Source organism: Kitasatospora sp. NPDC041988 (genome assembly GCF_055588525.1).
In genome coordinates this window covers 99273-114058 of the sequence record NZ_JBVJCO010000006.1, presented here as the reverse complement: position 1 = coordinate 114058, position 14786 = coordinate 99273, and the positions used below count along the sequence as shown (strand labels likewise).

Here is a 14786-nt window from a genome sequence, read left to right as displayed (position 1 = left end):
GCGCGAGTCCGGGACCGCGCGGCAGGCCCCCGACGCTGCGTACGCGGTTACGCTGCTGAGCGAACGGCCGTGGGCCACCGGGGTGGAGGGAGTCGTCGTGCCCGAGGGGGATGGGCTGTCCGGAGCGGATCCGCGATGAGCGAGGCGGGGTTGGGGCCCGGCTCCCGCGTGGTCGCCGCCGGCGCGAGGTCGGTGGCGGTCGGCGGGCCGAACTACGGGCAGATCACGACGGGGGACCACTCGCCGATCACCGTCGTGCGGTTCCCGCCGCTGCGCGCGGTGGCCGAAGTCCCGCCGACGGCGGGGCCGGTGGGGATGCCCGGGCCGGTGCCGCTGTTCGTCGGGCGCGCCGAGGAGCTGGCCGGGATCGAGCGGGCCCTGGCCGCCGGGCCCGGGGTCGCGGTGCACGTGGTGCACGGGCTCGGCGGGGTGGGCAAGAGCGCGCTGGCGGCGCACCACGCGCTCACGTCCGCGCACCGGTACAGCCAGATCGTGTGGATCACGGCGGACGACCCCGCGGGGGTCTCGGCCGGGTTGTGCCGGTTCGCCCTCGCGCTCGAACCCTCCCTGGCCGTCCTGCCGTCCGAGGCCCTGGTCGAGCGTGCCCTCGCCTGGCTGTCCGGGCACCGCGGCTGGCTGGTGGTGCTCGACAACGTGGCGGACGCCGAGGACGTCGCCCCGCTGCTGGCGGCGGTCCGCGGCGACGGCGGGATCCTGGTCACCAGCCGCAGCACGGTCGGCTGGCACCGGATCGGGGCCGGCGAGCAGCCCCTCGGGTCACTGGCCCCCGAGGACGCGCTCCGGCTGCTCGGCGCGAGCGCGAAGGCGGGCCCGGGCGGCCCGGACGGCGGACGGGAGGTGTGCGCCGCCCTGGGCTTCCTGCCGCTGGCCGTCGTCCAGGCGGGCGCCTACCTGGCCCAGACCGGCTCGGACGCTCGCGCGTACGTCCGCCTGATCGCCGAGCGTCCGGCCGCGGCCTACGCCCGGGGCGACGAGGGCACCGACCCGGGGCGCACGATCGCCCGGGTCTGGCGCATCACGCTGGACCGTCTCGCCGACACCCCGCTGGCCGCGGAGGTCCTGCGGGTAATGGCCTGGTTCGCGCCGGACGCGATCGGCCGCGGACTGCTCGACGGGCTGGCGGACGAGCGGGAGCTGACGCACGCGCTCGGGCGCCTGGCGGCCTACAGCCTGATCACGCGCAAGCCCGGCGACCTCGCCGGCGGCGAGTCCGAACCCGCTCTGACGGTCCACCGGCTGGTCCAGGCGGTCGCCCGCACGCCCGACCCCGAGGATCCGCACCGCGCCCCGGAGGCGGTCGCGAGGGCCCGTACCCAGGCCACCGCCCTGCTGGTCGGGGCGATGCCCGGCACGCCGACGGAGGTGCGTACCTGGGCGGGCTGGCAGCGCCTGATCGGCCACGTCGACGCCCTGGCCGAACGCACCGCGGCGGACACCGACAGCCTGCAGACCGCCGCCCTCCTCAACCAGGCCGGGATCTTCGCCCGCCTCCGCGGCGACCTCGGGACGGGCATCGCCCACCTGCGCCGGGCCAGTGACGGCTTCCGGCGGCTGGCCGGACCGGACGACCCCAGCACCCTCATCTGCGCCCACAACCTCGCCGACGTGCTGCGCGCGGCCGGCGACGCGGGCCGGGCCGTGCCCCTGTTCGAGCAGACCATCGAGGCCATGCGCCGCGTCCTCGGCGAGGACCACGTGGCGACCCTGCGGGCACGGACCAACCTCGCGCTCACCTGGCTGAAGAACACGGGCGAGGTCGGGCGGGCCGTCGCGCTGCTGGAGCGCAACCTCGCCGACTACCAGCGGGTCCTCGGCCGGGACCACCCCAACACGATGGTCTGCAGCGAGGCTCTCGCCGCCGCCTACTCCGACTCCGGTGACGTGCCGCGGGCGATCGCGCTCATGGAGCAGAACCTCGCCGGCCTGCTGGTGGCCCTCGGCCCGGACCATCCCAACACCCTGCACAACCGGAACAACCTGGCCGTCGCCTGCGGACTGGTCGGCGACGTCCGGCGGGCGTCCGCCCTGCTCGAACAGACCCTGGACACCTGCCTCCGCGTACTGGGCGAGGACCACCCGACCACGCTGGCCACGCGCAACAACCTCGCCTGCGCGGTGGGTGAGGCGGGCGACCTCGGGCGGTCGCTCGCCCTGCTGGAACAGAACCTCGACGACCGCCGCCGGGTCCTGGGCGAGGACCACCCGGACACCCTGTCGTCCCGTCACAACCTCGCGGCCGCCCACCTCGCGTCGCACGACACCCTGCGGGCCCTCCCGCTGGCCGAGCAGACCGCTGCGGACGCCCGGCGCCTCCTCGGCCCGGACCACCCCAGCGCGGTACCGGTGGTCCGTCTGCTCGCCGACGCCCGCGCCGAGATCGGTGACCTCGGACGGGCCGTCCCCCTGTACACCCGGGTGCTGGCCGACGCCCGGCGCGTCCTCGGCGAGGACCACCCGGAGACGCTCGGCCTCCACAGCAGCCTGGGCTGCGCGTATCTCCAGGCCGGTGACGTCGAGACGGCGGAACCGCTGCTCACGGAGGCGCTGGCCGCGGGCTACCGGGTCCTCGGCGAGGAGCACCCGGCCATCCAGGGCTTCGACGCCGACATGACGCTGGCGCGCGCGGTGGGCATGGCCGCCGCGCACGCCTCCGTCCACGAGGCGCTGGACGGACTCTTCCTCGTCGCACGGTGGACCTTCGGCGAGGACGACCCCCGGTACCTCCTGCACTGCGAGGTGCTCGCCGCCGCCTACCACCGGCTGGGGGACGTGGAACGGGCGGTGCCGGCGGGTCGCACGGTCCTGGCGCTCGCCCGCCGGATCTTCGGCGACGACCACCCCAGGACCCGGGCGGCCGCCGCCGCCCTCGCGGCGATGACGGACGCGCCCGGCCCGGCGGGGTGACCACGGCTCTTCCTCGGCCGGCTCCTCGGCCGGCTCCTCAGCGGGCCCGGAAGCAGACCGTGTACCCGAGGTTCGGATACTCGCGGGGCTGCCACCAGGTCGAGCCGTCCGTGCCGCAGAAGGCGACGTCGTGGTAAGTGGGAGTACGGCGGGTCACCACGACGTTGGCCTGGCCGCAGGAGGCGGCGGTGAAGGTCGCCTGACCACCCGACATGGTCTTGGTCATGCACTGGTTCACCACGGCCCGCCCCATCGCGTCGGGATAGTTCATCGCGAGGCAGAGCCGCCTGCTCTGGCCGGGCCACCGGGGGACGGGGAAGTACTCGCTCGCCTGATAGCCCTCCGTCGAGCTGCACCAGCTGCTGCTGCTCTCCCCCTGGTGGCGGGCCAGCACGGTGAAGTTGCCCGGCCGGCAGGGCTGCACGCTCCAGGTGGAGTTGACGGGGCCACCGTAGACGCACTCCCCGGCCTTGGCGTAGTAGGCGGTGTTGCTCAGGTTCTGGTAGCTCAGGCAGAGGACGCGGTTGATCCGCGGGTACGAGACGCTCACCGTGCCGTTGACGGCGTCGGCGCAGCCGCTGTCGTTCGTCGTTCCCTGGAGGACCTTGACCACCTTGAAGACGCCGTCACCGCAGGACGCTGACTCCAGCTTGAACTGGCGCTCGGTGCCGGTGTTGTCGAAGCAGTCGCCGGCGCGGGCGGTCTCAACCGGATCGGGCGGCGGAGGCGGTGGTGGTGGAGGAGGAGGTGGTGGTGGCGCGGGTGGCTCCGGGGCCGGTGGTGGGACGGGCGGTGGTGCGGGGACGGGCGGTGGTGCGGGGACGGGCGGTGGTTCCGGCAGGGGTGGTGGTGGGGCCGGAGGCTTCGGGGCCGGCAGCGGAGGGGGGACGGGTCCGCCGGTCAGCCCCGTATACACGGGCGCCGGGTCCGACATAAGGCTGCCGGACTGGTGGGAGCCGAACCACGCGAACAGCAGGATGAGCCCGGCGGCGATCGCGACGACCTTGCCGATTCCCGTGCGGGGCTTCGTCGTTCCGCCGGACGCCCCGCCCGAGGCCACGCCCGAAAATCCGCTGGACGTACCGCCTGCGGAGCCCGAGAACGCCGGTGGGCGGCGCGGGCTCGTCGGCACCGGCAGGACCGGCGCGACCGGCACGACCGGGGCCGTCGTCCCGCTCGGTGGCGGTGGGATCGGTTGCGATGCCTTGGCGGGCCTGGTCGAGGCACGCGCGGCGGCGCGCCGCAACGCGGGGATCCACTCGCCGGGCGCCGGACGGCCGGGTGGCGCGCTCAGCCCGCTTCTGCGCGCCAGTTCGGCCAGTTCACGATCGACGGGCGCCAGCACCTGCGGGTCCGTCGCGCCCTGCTCCCGCGCGATCAGCCGGATGGCCAGCAGGCCGAACTTGTAGGCGTCACTGTGCCGGGTCGCCTTCTCCTCGCCCGGGGGGAGCTGCCAGCCGGGGGTCTCGGCCTGGGGCAGCGCGCTCCGGCCGTGGAGCCGCATCGCGTCGCAGTCGATGAGGAAGGAGGACGCCCCCGGCCCGCTGGTGAAGAGCACGTTCCGGGGAGAGAGGTCGCCGACCGCGATGCCGAGCCCGTGCAGCCGGTCCAGCGTTTCGGCGAGGTCCGCGAGCAGCTCCAGCCGATGGCGCGGGCTGATCCGCAGACCGATCCCGGCCACGTAGTCGTCGCGGTTGAGCAGGAACTCGAAGTTCGCCAGCTTGCGGCCCGAACCGCTCGGGCTGAGCCCCTGGTAGTCGAACTCGAACTCGCCGGGGACCTTCCGCATCAGGAAGCCCGTGACACTCCCGGGCTGCGTCACCAGGGCCGCGGGCCAGGCCATTCGTTGGAGCAGCCAGCGGGCGTCGGGGCTGGCCAGTCCGTGCGGCAGGTCCACCATCGACCGCAGGGCCGCGACGTCCAGCGAGGGCAGCACCTCCGGCAGGTACTCCTTGTAGACGGCCGCACATCCGTCGACCGTCCGTCCCCGCACTGCGCGAACGGTGCCCTGGCCGCCCTTGCCCAGGCTCTCGCCCAGGGTGAGGGCGCTGAGGCCGACGGCCGGGACGGGGGTCGTCATGGCAGCCGCTCCGCTCCGTCGGCCGGCCAGATCGCGATCAGCGTCCGGTCGTCGTCGAAGGTCTGACGGGAGAAGTCCAGGACGTGTGCCAGCCAGGCGGCCGAGGGCGGCACGGCCAGCTCCCGGGCGAACAGGGCACCCACCTGGCCGTCCCCGTCGCCCAGCGGATCGCCGAAGCCGTCGGTGCCGACGAGCAGTACCTGTCCGGCGACGAGCAGGCACCCGGCGAGCTCCGCCGGGTCGGGACAGCGGGGGAGCGGGACCACCGCGTTCGAGACGATCTCCGCTTCCGGGTCGTACTTCGGTGCGAACAGCGGACGGTACGCGGCCCGGCCGAGGTCGAGGACCCATGCCCCGGAGTCACCGGCCCGGGACAGCCGGACCTCCAGCCCGCCGGCGACCGGTCGTGCCGTTCCGACGACCAGCGTGGTGGCGAGCAGCCGCTCCACCTTCACCGGATCGGGCGCGGCGGTGGGATCGGGCGCCGGCTCGGGGCGGGGTACCGGACCGGGGCTGGATGCCGGCTCGGGGCTGGATGCCGGACCGGGGCGGGGATCGGCGCCAAGCCGGGGATCGATGCCGGGACCGGGGCCGTTCAGGAGCGCCGCGGCCTGCTGCGTCAGAGCCGCGGCCGCCCGCTGCACCACGGCGGCCCAGTCGAACTCGGTTCGTCCGGCGTCCAGTTGCTCGACGACGGCCCGGATCGCGGCCTCGCAGGCCAACGCGGAGCCGAGCTCGGGGAGCTCCGCGGCCGACACGCCGTCGGCGACCGCGAACACGATCGTCTCCGAAGCGGCGTGGACGGTCGCGGCGGCGGAGTCCTGGCGGGGCCTGCGATAGTAGCGATGGGCGTTGCCGCGCACGGACGCCAGCCGCAGCCGGGCGTAGTCCGTCGACCAGCCGTCGGATTCGGTGTCCGGGCGGAAGTACCGCCCCACCGGCGGCGTGGGCTCGAAGACCGGGCCCGCGCGGTCGACGACGATCGGCGACCACCGGTCCGGGGCGGGCCCGCTCCCGAACCCGTGGTGGGCGACGGGTGCGGTGGGGGCGCTGGGTGCGTACGGCGGAGGCGGCGGAATGGGCGCCCGGGCGGGGCCGCCCGGCCAGGTGTCCCGCCCAGGGGTGACCGGCTGTTCCACGGTCACACCATGTCGATCGCCACGCGCATGAGACTGGGATCGGGCTGTTTGACGATCAGCTCGGGCCTGCTCACCAAGGAGTTTCCCGATTCGATGAGGCTCTCCGTCAGCATCTCGAAGAACACCGTGATGGACCGTCCGACGTCGGCCCCGGGGATGGAGACGAAGGCGAAGTCCGGACGGGTGGCGACCTCCACCATCGTCCTGGCCTCGGCATGGCCCACACCGAAGGCGATGATGTTCGGCGCCGCCTTCGTGACGGCCTTGTCGGTGAGCCGCTGATGCGGACTACGCCACGCCTCGCCGTCGGTGGGAGCGCCGTCACTCAGGAAGAAGACCACCGGTCGGTGCACCAGGTACCCCTCCCGCTTCAGCCGGGCCACGTCGTCGGGGATTCGCCGGAGCAGGTCGTGGAAGGCGGCTCCGTAGTTGGTCACGCCCCTGATGACGAACCGGGGCAGGTGTACCTCGTTGCGGACGTCGGTCAGCGCCAGCCGCTCCGCCACGTCGTCCGCGAACCCCACGATCGCCAGCCGCACCTTGTCCGCGAGCATCGGTGCGGCCCGGAGCGACTCGTGGAGGGAGACCAGACCGTCGGCGAGCTCCCGTTCGCAGACCGCCATCGACCCTGACTCGTCGGCCACCACGTAGGCGGGCAGCAACACACCCTTGACGTCAGGCACCGGTTCCCCTTCGCTTCCACACCGCGGCGGACCTGGGCGATCCGGCCGACCGTCCCGGTCCGCACCCCCGTGAGGACGATCGTCGTCGAACACTTCGACAGTAGCCGCACCGCACTCGGTCGGTCTACGGATGGTGACGGGTGAAGTTCGGAACTCGGCGTTCCGGAGGGGGCGTTGATGATCAGCTCAGTGGCCCCGCCGGCCCGCCGTCCGGAGCGGAGCCGTTCGGGGCCGGGGCTTTCCGGGCGGGGTCTCTCAGGGCGGGGTCTTTCAGGGCGGGGTTTTTCAGGGCGGGGTCGTCGTGGGCGGCGCGGGCCGCCGCCACGTGCTGGTCGGTGCGTCGGTCGTAGCGCCAGAGCGCGGGCAATGCGGCGGCCAGCACGCCGGTGGAGGCGAGGCAGGCCAGTCCGCCGGCACGGAGGGCGGCGCGGATGCCGTAGCGGGCGGCGAGCCCGCCGGCCCGGAAATCGCCGAGGGCGGGGCCGGCGGAGCCGATCAGCATCTCCAAGCCAGCTGCGCGGCCCCGGAGTTCGTCCGGGATCGACTGGTTCCAGATCGCGGTACGGAAGGTGTCGCCGACCCAGTTGGCGGCGCCCGCGACGGCCAGGCAGAGCAGCACAGCCCAGACACCCCCGCAGGCGGCCGCCGTGACCATCGCCGCGGCGACCAGCGCGCCGGAGGCCAGGACGAAGCGGCCATGCCGGTGCACCCGCTCGGTCCACCCGCTGGCAACGGCGGCCAGCAGACCGCCCGCCGCGGAGGCCGAGTAGAGCAGCCCGAGCGCCCAGAGCGCCTCCAACTCCCGGGCGAGGAAAGGGAACAGTGCCGTGGGCAGGGCGAACACCGTGGCCGCCAGATCGATCAGGTAGGTGCCCACCAGGTCCGGCCGCCGCGCGGCGTACCGCATGCCCTCGGCGAACTCGCGCAGCTGCGGCGCCCCGGCGTCCCGCTCCGACGGGACGGGGCGGACCCGGGCGAGGAGGGCGATCGAGACCAGGAAGGTGGCCAGGTCGATCAGGTAGGCGGACGGCACGCCCGCCGTGGCGATCACTACACCGGCGGCCGCCGGGGCGGCCAGCCCGGCGATGCTCCACCGCAGGGAGAGCAGTGTGCCCGCCGCGACCAGCTGGTCGTGCGGCACCAGGCGCGGGATCATCGCCTCCAGTGAGGGCTGCTGGAGCCCCTGCAGCGCCGCCGCGCAGCCGGCCGCGGCGTAGAGCGGCCAGAGCATCGGTGCGCCGATCACCGCGTTGACCAGCAGCAATGCGCTCAGCACGGCCAGCGCGAGCTCTGTGGTCAGGGCGACGGTCCGCCGGTCGGCCCGGTCGGCGAGCACCCCGCCGTAGAGGCCCAGCACGATCGCCGGGGCCAGCTCCACCGCGCCGACCGCGCCGACGGCCAGCGGCGAGCCCGTCAGGTCGGCGATCTGCAGCGGGATCGCGGTCATCGTGAAGACCGAGCCCAGCATGGTGACGGTGCCGGAGGTCCAGGTCAGCCGGAAGTCGCGGGAGGACCGCCAGGGGGCGGTGTTCGGCAGCAGTCGGGACGGCAGGCGGCGCAAGCGGTGGTGGCGTGGGCGGTGGGTGCGGTGGGGGCGGTCCTTCCGGGTGTTCGTCCGCGTGTCCATCGCGGCATCGGTCCCTTCGTCCTTATCAGTGATAAATTCCGAGCGTGGAACTTAGCAGCGATAAGGTGGGGTGCCAAGCGACTAACTGCGGGCACGGCAGGCGCGGCGGACACGGCATTGGCGGCACTGGTGGCACAGGCGGACGGGAGGCCGGGGCGGCATGGCACTGCAACGCGACGAGGTGGTCCGGACCGCCCTGCGTCTGCTCAACGAGGTCGGCATCGACGGGCTCACCACGCGCCGTCTCGCGCGCGAACTCGGCGTCCAGTCACCGGCGTTGTACTGGCACTTCAAGAACAAGCGGGAGCTGCTCGACCTGATGGCGGAGGCCATGCTGGCCGAGGCTCTGCCGCCCGGCCGCGAACCGGTGCCGGAAGACTGGCCGCACTGGCTCGCCGAGGACGCACGGGCCAAGCGGCGCGCGCTGCTCGCCTACCGCGACGGTGCCCGCGTGCACGCCGGCACCCTGCCCACTGCGGACGAACTCCCTGCGGTGGAGGCCCAGTTGAGTGCCCTCTGCCGGGCTGGGCTGCGCCCGCGCACCGCCCTGCGGCTGCTGCTCACGGTCGACCGCTACATCATGGGCTGGGTCACCGAGGAGCAGGCGTGGCGCCAGGACACCGGCGAACGGGACCAACCGGCCTTCCCGGACGAGGCGTTGCGCGACCTTCCGCTGCTGCGCGAGGCCGCCGACACCCTGCGGATGACCGACCACGACGCCGACTTCGACTACGGGCTGCGCGTCCTGATCGAGGGGTTCCGCGGCGCGATCGCCGCGGAGCAGGCGGGCGGTGAGGGTCAGCCGGGCGAGGAGTAGCCCGGTGATGGTCGAGCCGGCGAGGAGCTGCCCGGCGGGGGCCCGGCCGGTTCCGCTGATCGGCTAGCGTGATCGGCCATGCGAACCCTTGACCCCGCCCGGACCGCCCTGATCCTGGTCGACCTGATGGAGCGGATCATCGCCGCCCCGCTGGCCCCGCGCCCCGGCACCGACGTGCTCGCCGTCTCGCTGGACCTCGCGGCCGCGTTCCGGGCGGCCGGCGCCCCCGTCGTGGCCGTCCGCGTCGAGCGCCCGAACGTCGCCGAGCAGCCGCCCGGCAGCGAGCTGGCCGCCGAGGTCGCGGCGGTGGCCGACGCCGTCGTGGTCAAGCGCACCATCGGCGGGTTCCACGGCACCGGGTTGCACGAGCTGCTCCAGGCGCGCGGCGTGGACACCCTGGTGTTCGGCGGCATCGCGACCAACCTCGGCGTCGAGTCGACCGCCCGGGCGGCCGCCGACCACGGCTACGAGCTCGTGTTCGTCGAGGACGCCATGACCGCCCTGACGGAGGCGGAGCACCGGGCGGCTGTCGAGCTGGACCTGCCGCGCTTCGGCGAGCTGGTCGGGCGCGCGGCCGTCGCTTTCGGCTGACCCGGGGCTCCCGGGGCTCCCGGCGGTCGCGCGAGGCCCGGGCCCGTCGGCTCCCGCGCACGTCGGTCCTGTCGGCGGCGGTCGCCGTCGGCCAGCCCGGCTCGGCGTCGGTGTCAGTGGCTCGGCCGGGCCCTGGGCGGCAGGGATTCCAGCGCCTCGCGCAGCCGTCCGCCCGAGGCGGCGAGCAGCCGGTCGGCGGTCGGCGCGTCCACCCCGGCGAGGACGACCAGGATGGCGTCCTTCGCCCGGCCGCCGGTCGAGGCCAGCGCCGCCCGGACGGTGGCCTCGTCGGCGCCGGTGGCCTGGGCGACGATCCGGTGCGCCCGGTCTCGGAGCTTCTCGTTGCCCGCGCGGACGTCGACCATCAGATTTCCGTACGTCTTGCCGAGCCGGACCATGACGGCGGTGGAGAGCAGGTTCAGGACCAGCTTCTGCGCCGTGCCCGCCTTGAGCCGGGTCGAGCCCGCCACCACCTCGGGCCCGACCTCGACCTCGATGCCGAGCTCGGCCGCCGCCACCAGGGCGGAGCCCCGGACGCAGGCCAGCCCCACGGTCAGTGCCCCGGCCGCGCGGGCCCGTTGGACGGCCGCCACCGTGTACGGCGTCCGGCCCGAGGCGGAGATGCCCACCACGCTGTCGGCCGGCGTCAGCGCCAGTGCCGCCAGGTCGGCGACGGCGAGGTCGGCGCGGTCCTCCGCGCCCTCGACGGCGCTCACCAGGGCCGGTGGCCCGCCCGCGATCAGGCCGACCATCTGGCCGGTCGCGGTGCCGAAAGTCGGCGGGCACTCGCTCGCGTCCAGTACCCCGAGCCGCCCGGCCGTGCCCGCGCCGGCGTAGACCAGCCGGCCGCCCCGGCCCATGCGGGCGACGACCGCGTCGACCACGGCCGCGACGGACGGCAGCCGGCCGGTCACCGCCTCGGCGACGGTGCGGTCCTCGGCGTTCATCAGCCGGAGGAGATCGAGGGTCGCCATCCGGTCGATCGCGGCCCACTCGGGGCGTACCGCCTCGGTCGCCGGCTGCGTGGGTGGTTCGGATTCCATGGAGGCAACGTCCCCATGCATGGGCGGCGCCAACCCGGGCAGGTGCCCGGGGAGGGAGGCATGCCATGAAGCAGGACCGCACCGTCGCCGCCCTGCTGGAGCGGTACGGCCGCACCTACGCCGAGGAGGCGGGCATCGCGCTGCGCGACACCCCGGCGCCGCTTTACCAACTGCTCGTCCTCACCGTCCTCTGCTCCGTCCGGATCGGCGCCGCCACCGCCGTGGCCGCCGCCCGGGAACTCTTCGCGGCGGGCCTGCGGACACCGCGCGCGATGACCGAGGCGAGCCGGCAGACCGTGGTGGGCGCCCTCGGGCGCGCCCACTACGTCCGGTACGACGAGAGCACCGCGACCGCCCTCGGCCGGGGCGCCGACCTCCTGCTCGACCGTTGGCACGGCGATCTCCGGCGGCTGCGGACCGAGGCGGGCGGCGAACCCGGGCGGGTTGTGGCGCTGCTCCAGGACTTCCCGCGGATCGGGCCGGTCGGGGCCGGGATCTTCTGCCGCGAGGCCCAGGCCGTCTGGCCGGAGCTACAGCCCTTCTTCGACGGGCGCGCCCGTGCGGTGGCCGCCGAGCTGGGCCTCCCGGACTCCCCGGCGGGCCTCGCGGAGCTGGTCCCGCTCACGGACCTGGATCGCCTCGCCGCTGCGCTGACCAGGGTCGGCCTGGCCCACGGCGCGCCGCGTGAGCTGCTGGCGGCCGCCCCGTGAACGGCCCGGGCCGGCCCGTCCGGCCGCAGTCCGGTCGTGCGTCACTGCGGTCTGGTCGTCCGTCACCGTGGTCGGGTCGTCCGTCACCGTGGTCAGGCCATCCAGAAGAACACCGCCGTCATCCGTCGCTCCTCCAGTTGGGTGCCGTAGTACGTGGTGGCGCTGTGGATCAGGTTGGCGTGGTAGAGCAGCAGCTGGTTGTAGCGGTTGGGGACGCGGACGTCCTCGGTGAACGCGTCGCCGGGGACGTGCCGGGTGCCGAGTGCCTCCACCAGGTTGTTGTGCGGCGCGCTGACCACGTTGCCGCCGAGCCGGCCGCCCGGGAACTGCTGGCGGTAGAAGCTGGTCCCGGCCTCCTTCGGGGCGCCGGGGCTGAGGTAGAGCACGGCGGCGTAGCGGCAGAGCGCCCGGGAGTCGGTGTGCGGGCGGGAGGTCGACTCCCCGGCGCCGACGACCTGGACGCAGTTGTGGTTGAGCGTCCCGCCGCCGGGTGTGCTCTGCACCCAGAGCCGGGAGGCGCCGGTCGCCTTGCGAACCAGTGCCTCGACCCGGGCCAGCTCGTCCGGCTCCAGCCCGGGCATGGTGCGCAGCCCGGGCCAGGCCTCGGGCCGGTAGGGGTAGCCCTCGGTCCAGTCCCCGCGGGCCAGCACGCGCTCGCGGACCGCGTCGGGATCGGGCAGGACGTCGTTGATCACCCAGTAGTCCCGGCCGGGCGTGGGTTTGCGGTAGGGCAGGACCGGCAGGGCGGTCCGCCTGAGGGGCTGTGAGGGCATGCGCCGACCATAGGGTTGGCGCTCCCCAACTTTCTGCCGTGAGCAGGTCAACCTTTCGTCAAGTGTCGCGCTGTGTCGTCGCCTGTCGTCGCTGCTCAGGCCGGTCGCGGTGAGCCGGTCGCGGTGAGGCCGGTTTCAGCGAGACGGGTGGCGATCACGCCGTCGGCCGGACCGCGTATCCGCCGAGGGCGCTCTCCAGTTGGTCGAAGGCGCGGCCGGCGGCCGGGCGGATGGCGTCGGCTATCGGCTCGTACTCCTCGCCGGCCAGGACGCGGCGGAACACCTCGGCGAACAGCGTCCGGTGGACCGCGGCGAGCAGGCCGGCCGCGAGCCGGGCGGTGAGGTCGGCGGGCGGGGCACCGGTGGCCTCGGCGAGGGCGGTACCGAGGGCGTCCTCGCTCTGCTCGTGAATCTCGCGCAGGCGGGCGACCAGCGCGGGGCTCTCGGTGATGGTGCGGGCGAAGGCGGGGCCGGAGAACCCGAGCGCGGGATCGTGCCGGTCGATCGCGGCCAGGCACTCCCGGCGCAGCGCGGCCAGCGCGGACTCGCCGGGCGTGCGCCGGGTGACCGTCCGGGCGAGCCCGGCGACGATCTCCTCGTGCAGGTCGAGGACCAGGTCCTCCTTGCGCGGGAAGTGGTTGGTGACGGTCATTTTGGCGACGCCGGCGGCGGCCGCGACCTCGGCGATCGTCGTCCGGTCGAAGCCCCGTTCGATGAACAGCCGGGTCGCGGCGTGCGAGATCGCCTCGCGGGTGCGCCGCTTGTTGAGTTCGCGCAGATTGGGGGTGCCGTCGGTCATGGACGTGACCCTAGCGCAGGTTGGCTGGGTTGGATACAGAAATTAGGCTTGACCTAGTCGATGGGTCGGACCTAAGTTCTTTTCCGGCGGCCGGAGTGGTCGCCGCACGGACGACTCCGGGGAGGGGCCATGGCCGCATCGGTCGCAGGTTCGGGTACGTCACGCACATCGGGCTCGGCACGCGCCGGGCTAAGGGGGAGCGGGCGCGAGCCGCTGCCGCCCGGCCTGCTGAGGATGGGGGCGGTCCTCGCGCTGGGCCCCGTGCTGGCCCTGCTCGACACCACGATCGTCAGCGTCGGGATCGACGCCGTCGCCCGCGACCTGCACAGCTCCATGGCGGCCGTCCAGTGGGTGTCCACCGGCTACCTGCTGGCCATATCGCTCGCCATGCCGCTCTCCGGCTGGGCCGCCGGGCGGTTCGGCGCCCGCCGGACGTGGCTGGTCTCGGTCGCGCTCTTCGTCGCCGGCTCCGCCCTCTGCGGGCTGGCCTGGTCGACGGGCAGCCTGATCGTCTTCCGGGCGCTGCAGGGGATCGGTGGCGGCATGATCCAGCCGCTCGGGCAGACGATCATGGTACAGGCGGCCGGCCCGTCCCGGATCGGCCGGGTCATGGGCACGCTGATGTTCCCGATCAGCCTGGCCCCGGTCCTCGGGCCGGTCCTCGGCGGCCTCGTCCTGGAGCAACTGGACTGGCGGTGGATGTTCCTGCTCAACGTCCCGGTGGGCCTGGCCACCCTGCTGCTCGCCGCCCGCCTGATCCCGGCCGACGGGCAGCGGCCGGAGCCGCGACCCCGGCTGGACGCCCTCGGGCTCGCCCTGCTCTCGCCGGGCCTGACGGCACTGGTCTACGGGCTCGCCACCATCGGCGACGCCGGGGGTACGGCGAGCGCGGAGGCCATCGGGATCGGGTCCGCACTGCTGCTGGGGTACGGCGTGCACGCACTGCGCACCCCGGGTGAGGGCCGGCCGCCGCTGATCGACCTGCGGCTGTTCGCCCGGCGCGGCTTCTCGGTGGCCACCGCCAACTCCTTCCTCCAAGGCGCCGCGCTCTACAGCTCGATGTTCCTGGTGCCGCTCTACTACCAGCAGGTCGAGCAGCGCGGAGCCGTCGAGGCGGGGATGCTGCTGGCGCCGCAGGCGCTCGGCACGGCCGTCACCTCGCTGCTGGCCGGCCGGATCGCCGACCGGGTGGCCCCGCGCCCGCTGATCCTGCTCGGCATAGCCTGCTCGCTGATCGGCACGCTCGCCTTCACCCGGCTCGGCGCCGGCTCCGGCCCCGCCGACGGCCTGCTGGCCGCCTCGCTGGCCCTGCGGGGCGCCGGCATGGGCATCATCGTCATCCCCGGGATGGCAGCGGTGTACGGCAGCGTGGAGCGGGCCCAGGTCCCGGCGGCCGCCGGCGCGGTCAACGTGCTGAACCGGGTGGGCGGCGCGCTCGGCACCGCTGTCCTCACGCTCGTCCTCCAGCAGTCAATGGCCGAGCACCCGGCGCACCCGGCCGCGGCCTTCGGCTCCACCTTCTGGTGGGTGTTCGGCCTCTCGGCCCTTGCGATCGCACCCGCCCTGCTCTATCCGGCCGGCCGCAAGCGGCACTGACCG

Annotated in this window: 12 protein-coding genes; 5 read left to right on the top strand and 7 right to left on the bottom strand. The window is 74.3% G+C overall.

The window, feature by feature from the left end:
• Positions 1-135: 135 nt before the first annotated feature.
• The gene (locus tag ACZ6NC_RS08810) at positions 136-2925 is read left to right on the top strand and encodes a tetratricopeptide repeat protein (protein WP_465730427.1); all 2790 of its coding nucleotides are present in this window, start codon (positions 136-138) and stop codon (positions 2923-2925) included.
• A gap of 37 nt (positions 2926-2962) precedes the next feature.
• On the opposite strand, the gene ACZ6NC_RS08805 is transcribed toward ACZ6NC_RS08810, so the two are convergent.
• The 4 genes from ACZ6NC_RS08805 to ACZ6NC_RS08790 all read right to left on the bottom strand — a co-directional run bounded on the left by ACZ6NC_RS08805 (position 2963) and on the right by ACZ6NC_RS08790 (position 8454).
• Positions 2963-5005, bottom strand: coding sequence for an LppU/SCO3897 family protein (locus ACZ6NC_RS08805; protein ID WP_465730425.1), 2043 nt, complete (start codon positions 5003-5005; stop codon positions 2963-2965).
• Complete coding sequence (locus ACZ6NC_RS08800) at positions 5002-6144, bottom strand: protein phosphatase 2C domain-containing protein (protein WP_465730423.1); 1143 nt, start codon at positions 6142-6144, stop codon at positions 5002-5004. Before ACZ6NC_RS08800 ends, ACZ6NC_RS08805 begins: the two co-directional genes overlap by 4 nt.
• Before the next feature lie 2 nt (positions 6145-6146).
• Positions 6147-6827: a vWA domain-containing protein gene (locus ACZ6NC_RS08795; protein ID WP_465730421.1), complete on the bottom strand. Its 681-nt coding sequence runs from the start codon at positions 6825-6827 to the stop codon at positions 6147-6149.
• Between the two features lie 181 nt (positions 6828-7008).
• A complete protein-coding gene (locus ACZ6NC_RS08790) occupies positions 7009-8454 on the bottom strand; it encodes an MFS transporter (protein ID WP_465730419.1) in 1446 nt (481 codons plus the stop codon).
• Between the two features lie 160 nt (positions 8455-8614).
• On the opposite strand from ACZ6NC_RS08790, the gene ACZ6NC_RS08785 reads away from it, so the two are divergent.
• Together ACZ6NC_RS08785 and ACZ6NC_RS08780 are read left to right on the top strand one after the other, a co-directional pair.
• Entirely contained in the window at positions 8615-9271 is a 657-nt protein-coding gene (locus ACZ6NC_RS08785; protein ID WP_465730417.1) for a TetR/AcrR family transcriptional regulator C-terminal domain-containing protein, read from the top strand.
• 78 nt (positions 9272-9349) lie between these two features.
• Positions 9350-9862: an isochorismatase family protein gene (locus ACZ6NC_RS08780; RefSeq protein WP_465730415.1), complete on the top strand. Its 513-nt coding sequence runs from the start codon at positions 9350-9352 to the stop codon at positions 9860-9862.
• Between the two features lie 113 nt (positions 9863-9975).
• On the opposite strand, the gene murQ is transcribed toward ACZ6NC_RS08780, so the two are convergent.
• Positions 9976-10905: an N-acetylmuramic acid 6-phosphate etherase gene (murQ, locus tag ACZ6NC_RS08775; protein WP_465730413.1), complete on the bottom strand. Its 930-nt coding sequence runs from the start codon at positions 10903-10905 to the stop codon at positions 9976-9978.
• A gap of 65 nt (positions 10906-10970) precedes the next feature.
• Here murQ and ACZ6NC_RS08770 point away from each other — a divergent pair, with 65 nt between their 5' ends.
• Positions 10971-11615 (top strand): endonuclease, encoded by a 645-nt coding sequence (locus ACZ6NC_RS08770; protein ID WP_465730411.1) that lies wholly within the window; start codon positions 10971-10973, stop codon positions 11613-11615.
• A 92-nt stretch (positions 11616-11707) separates the two neighbouring features.
• On the opposite strand, the gene ACZ6NC_RS08765 is transcribed toward ACZ6NC_RS08770, so the two are convergent.
• Entirely contained in the window at positions 11708-12388 is a 681-nt protein-coding gene (locus tag ACZ6NC_RS08765) for a DUF6445 family protein (RefSeq protein ID WP_465730409.1), read from the bottom strand.
• 154 nt (positions 12389-12542) lie between these two features.
• Positions 12543-13187, bottom strand: a complete 645-nt coding sequence (locus ACZ6NC_RS08760; RefSeq protein WP_465730407.1) for a TetR/AcrR family transcriptional regulator — start codon at positions 13185-13187, stop codon at positions 12543-12545.
• Between the two features lie 234 nt (positions 13188-13421).
• Here ACZ6NC_RS08760 and ACZ6NC_RS08755 point away from each other — a divergent pair, with 234 nt between their 5' ends.
• Positions 13422-14783, top strand: coding sequence for a DHA2 family efflux MFS transporter permease subunit (locus ACZ6NC_RS08755; RefSeq protein WP_465730405.1), 1362 nt, complete (start codon positions 13422-13424; stop codon positions 14781-14783).
• Positions 14784-14786 lie beyond the last annotated feature (3 nt).

Coding starts and splice junctions, on each gene's coding strand:
- ACZ6NC_RS08810 (WP_465730427.1), top strand. CDS start 136: ATGAGCGAGGCGGGGTTGGGGCCCGGCTCCCGCGTGGTCGCCGCCGGC.
- ACZ6NC_RS08805 (WP_465730425.1), bottom strand. CDS start 5,005: ATGACGACCCCCGTCCCGGCCGTCGGCCTCAGCGCCCTCACCCTGGGC.
- ACZ6NC_RS08790 (WP_465730419.1), bottom strand. CDS start 8,454: ATGGACACGCGGACGAACACCCGGAAGGACCGCCCCCACCGCACCCAC.
- ACZ6NC_RS08785 (WP_465730417.1), top strand. CDS start 8,615: ATGGCACTGCAACGCGACGAGGTGGTCCGGACCGCCCTGCGTCTGCTC.
- ACZ6NC_RS08780 (WP_465730415.1), top strand. CDS start 9,350: ATGCGAACCCTTGACCCCGCCCGGACCGCCCTGATCCTGGTCGACCTG.
- murQ (WP_465730413.1), bottom strand. CDS start 10,905: ATGGAATCCGAACCACCCACGCAGCCGGCGACCGAGGCGGTACGCCCC.
- ACZ6NC_RS08770 (WP_465730411.1), top strand. CDS start 10,971: ATGAAGCAGGACCGCACCGTCGCCGCCCTGCTGGAGCGGTACGGCCGC.
- ACZ6NC_RS08765 (WP_465730409.1), bottom strand. CDS start 12,388: ATGCCCTCACAGCCCCTCAGGCGGACCGCCCTGCCGGTCCTGCCCTAC.
- ACZ6NC_RS08760 (WP_465730407.1), bottom strand. CDS start 13,187: ATGACCGACGGCACCCCCAATCTGCGCGAACTCAACAAGCGGCGCACC.
- ACZ6NC_RS08755 (WP_465730405.1), top strand. CDS start 13,422: ATGGGGGCGGTCCTCGCGCTGGGCCCCGTGCTGGCCCTGCTCGACACC.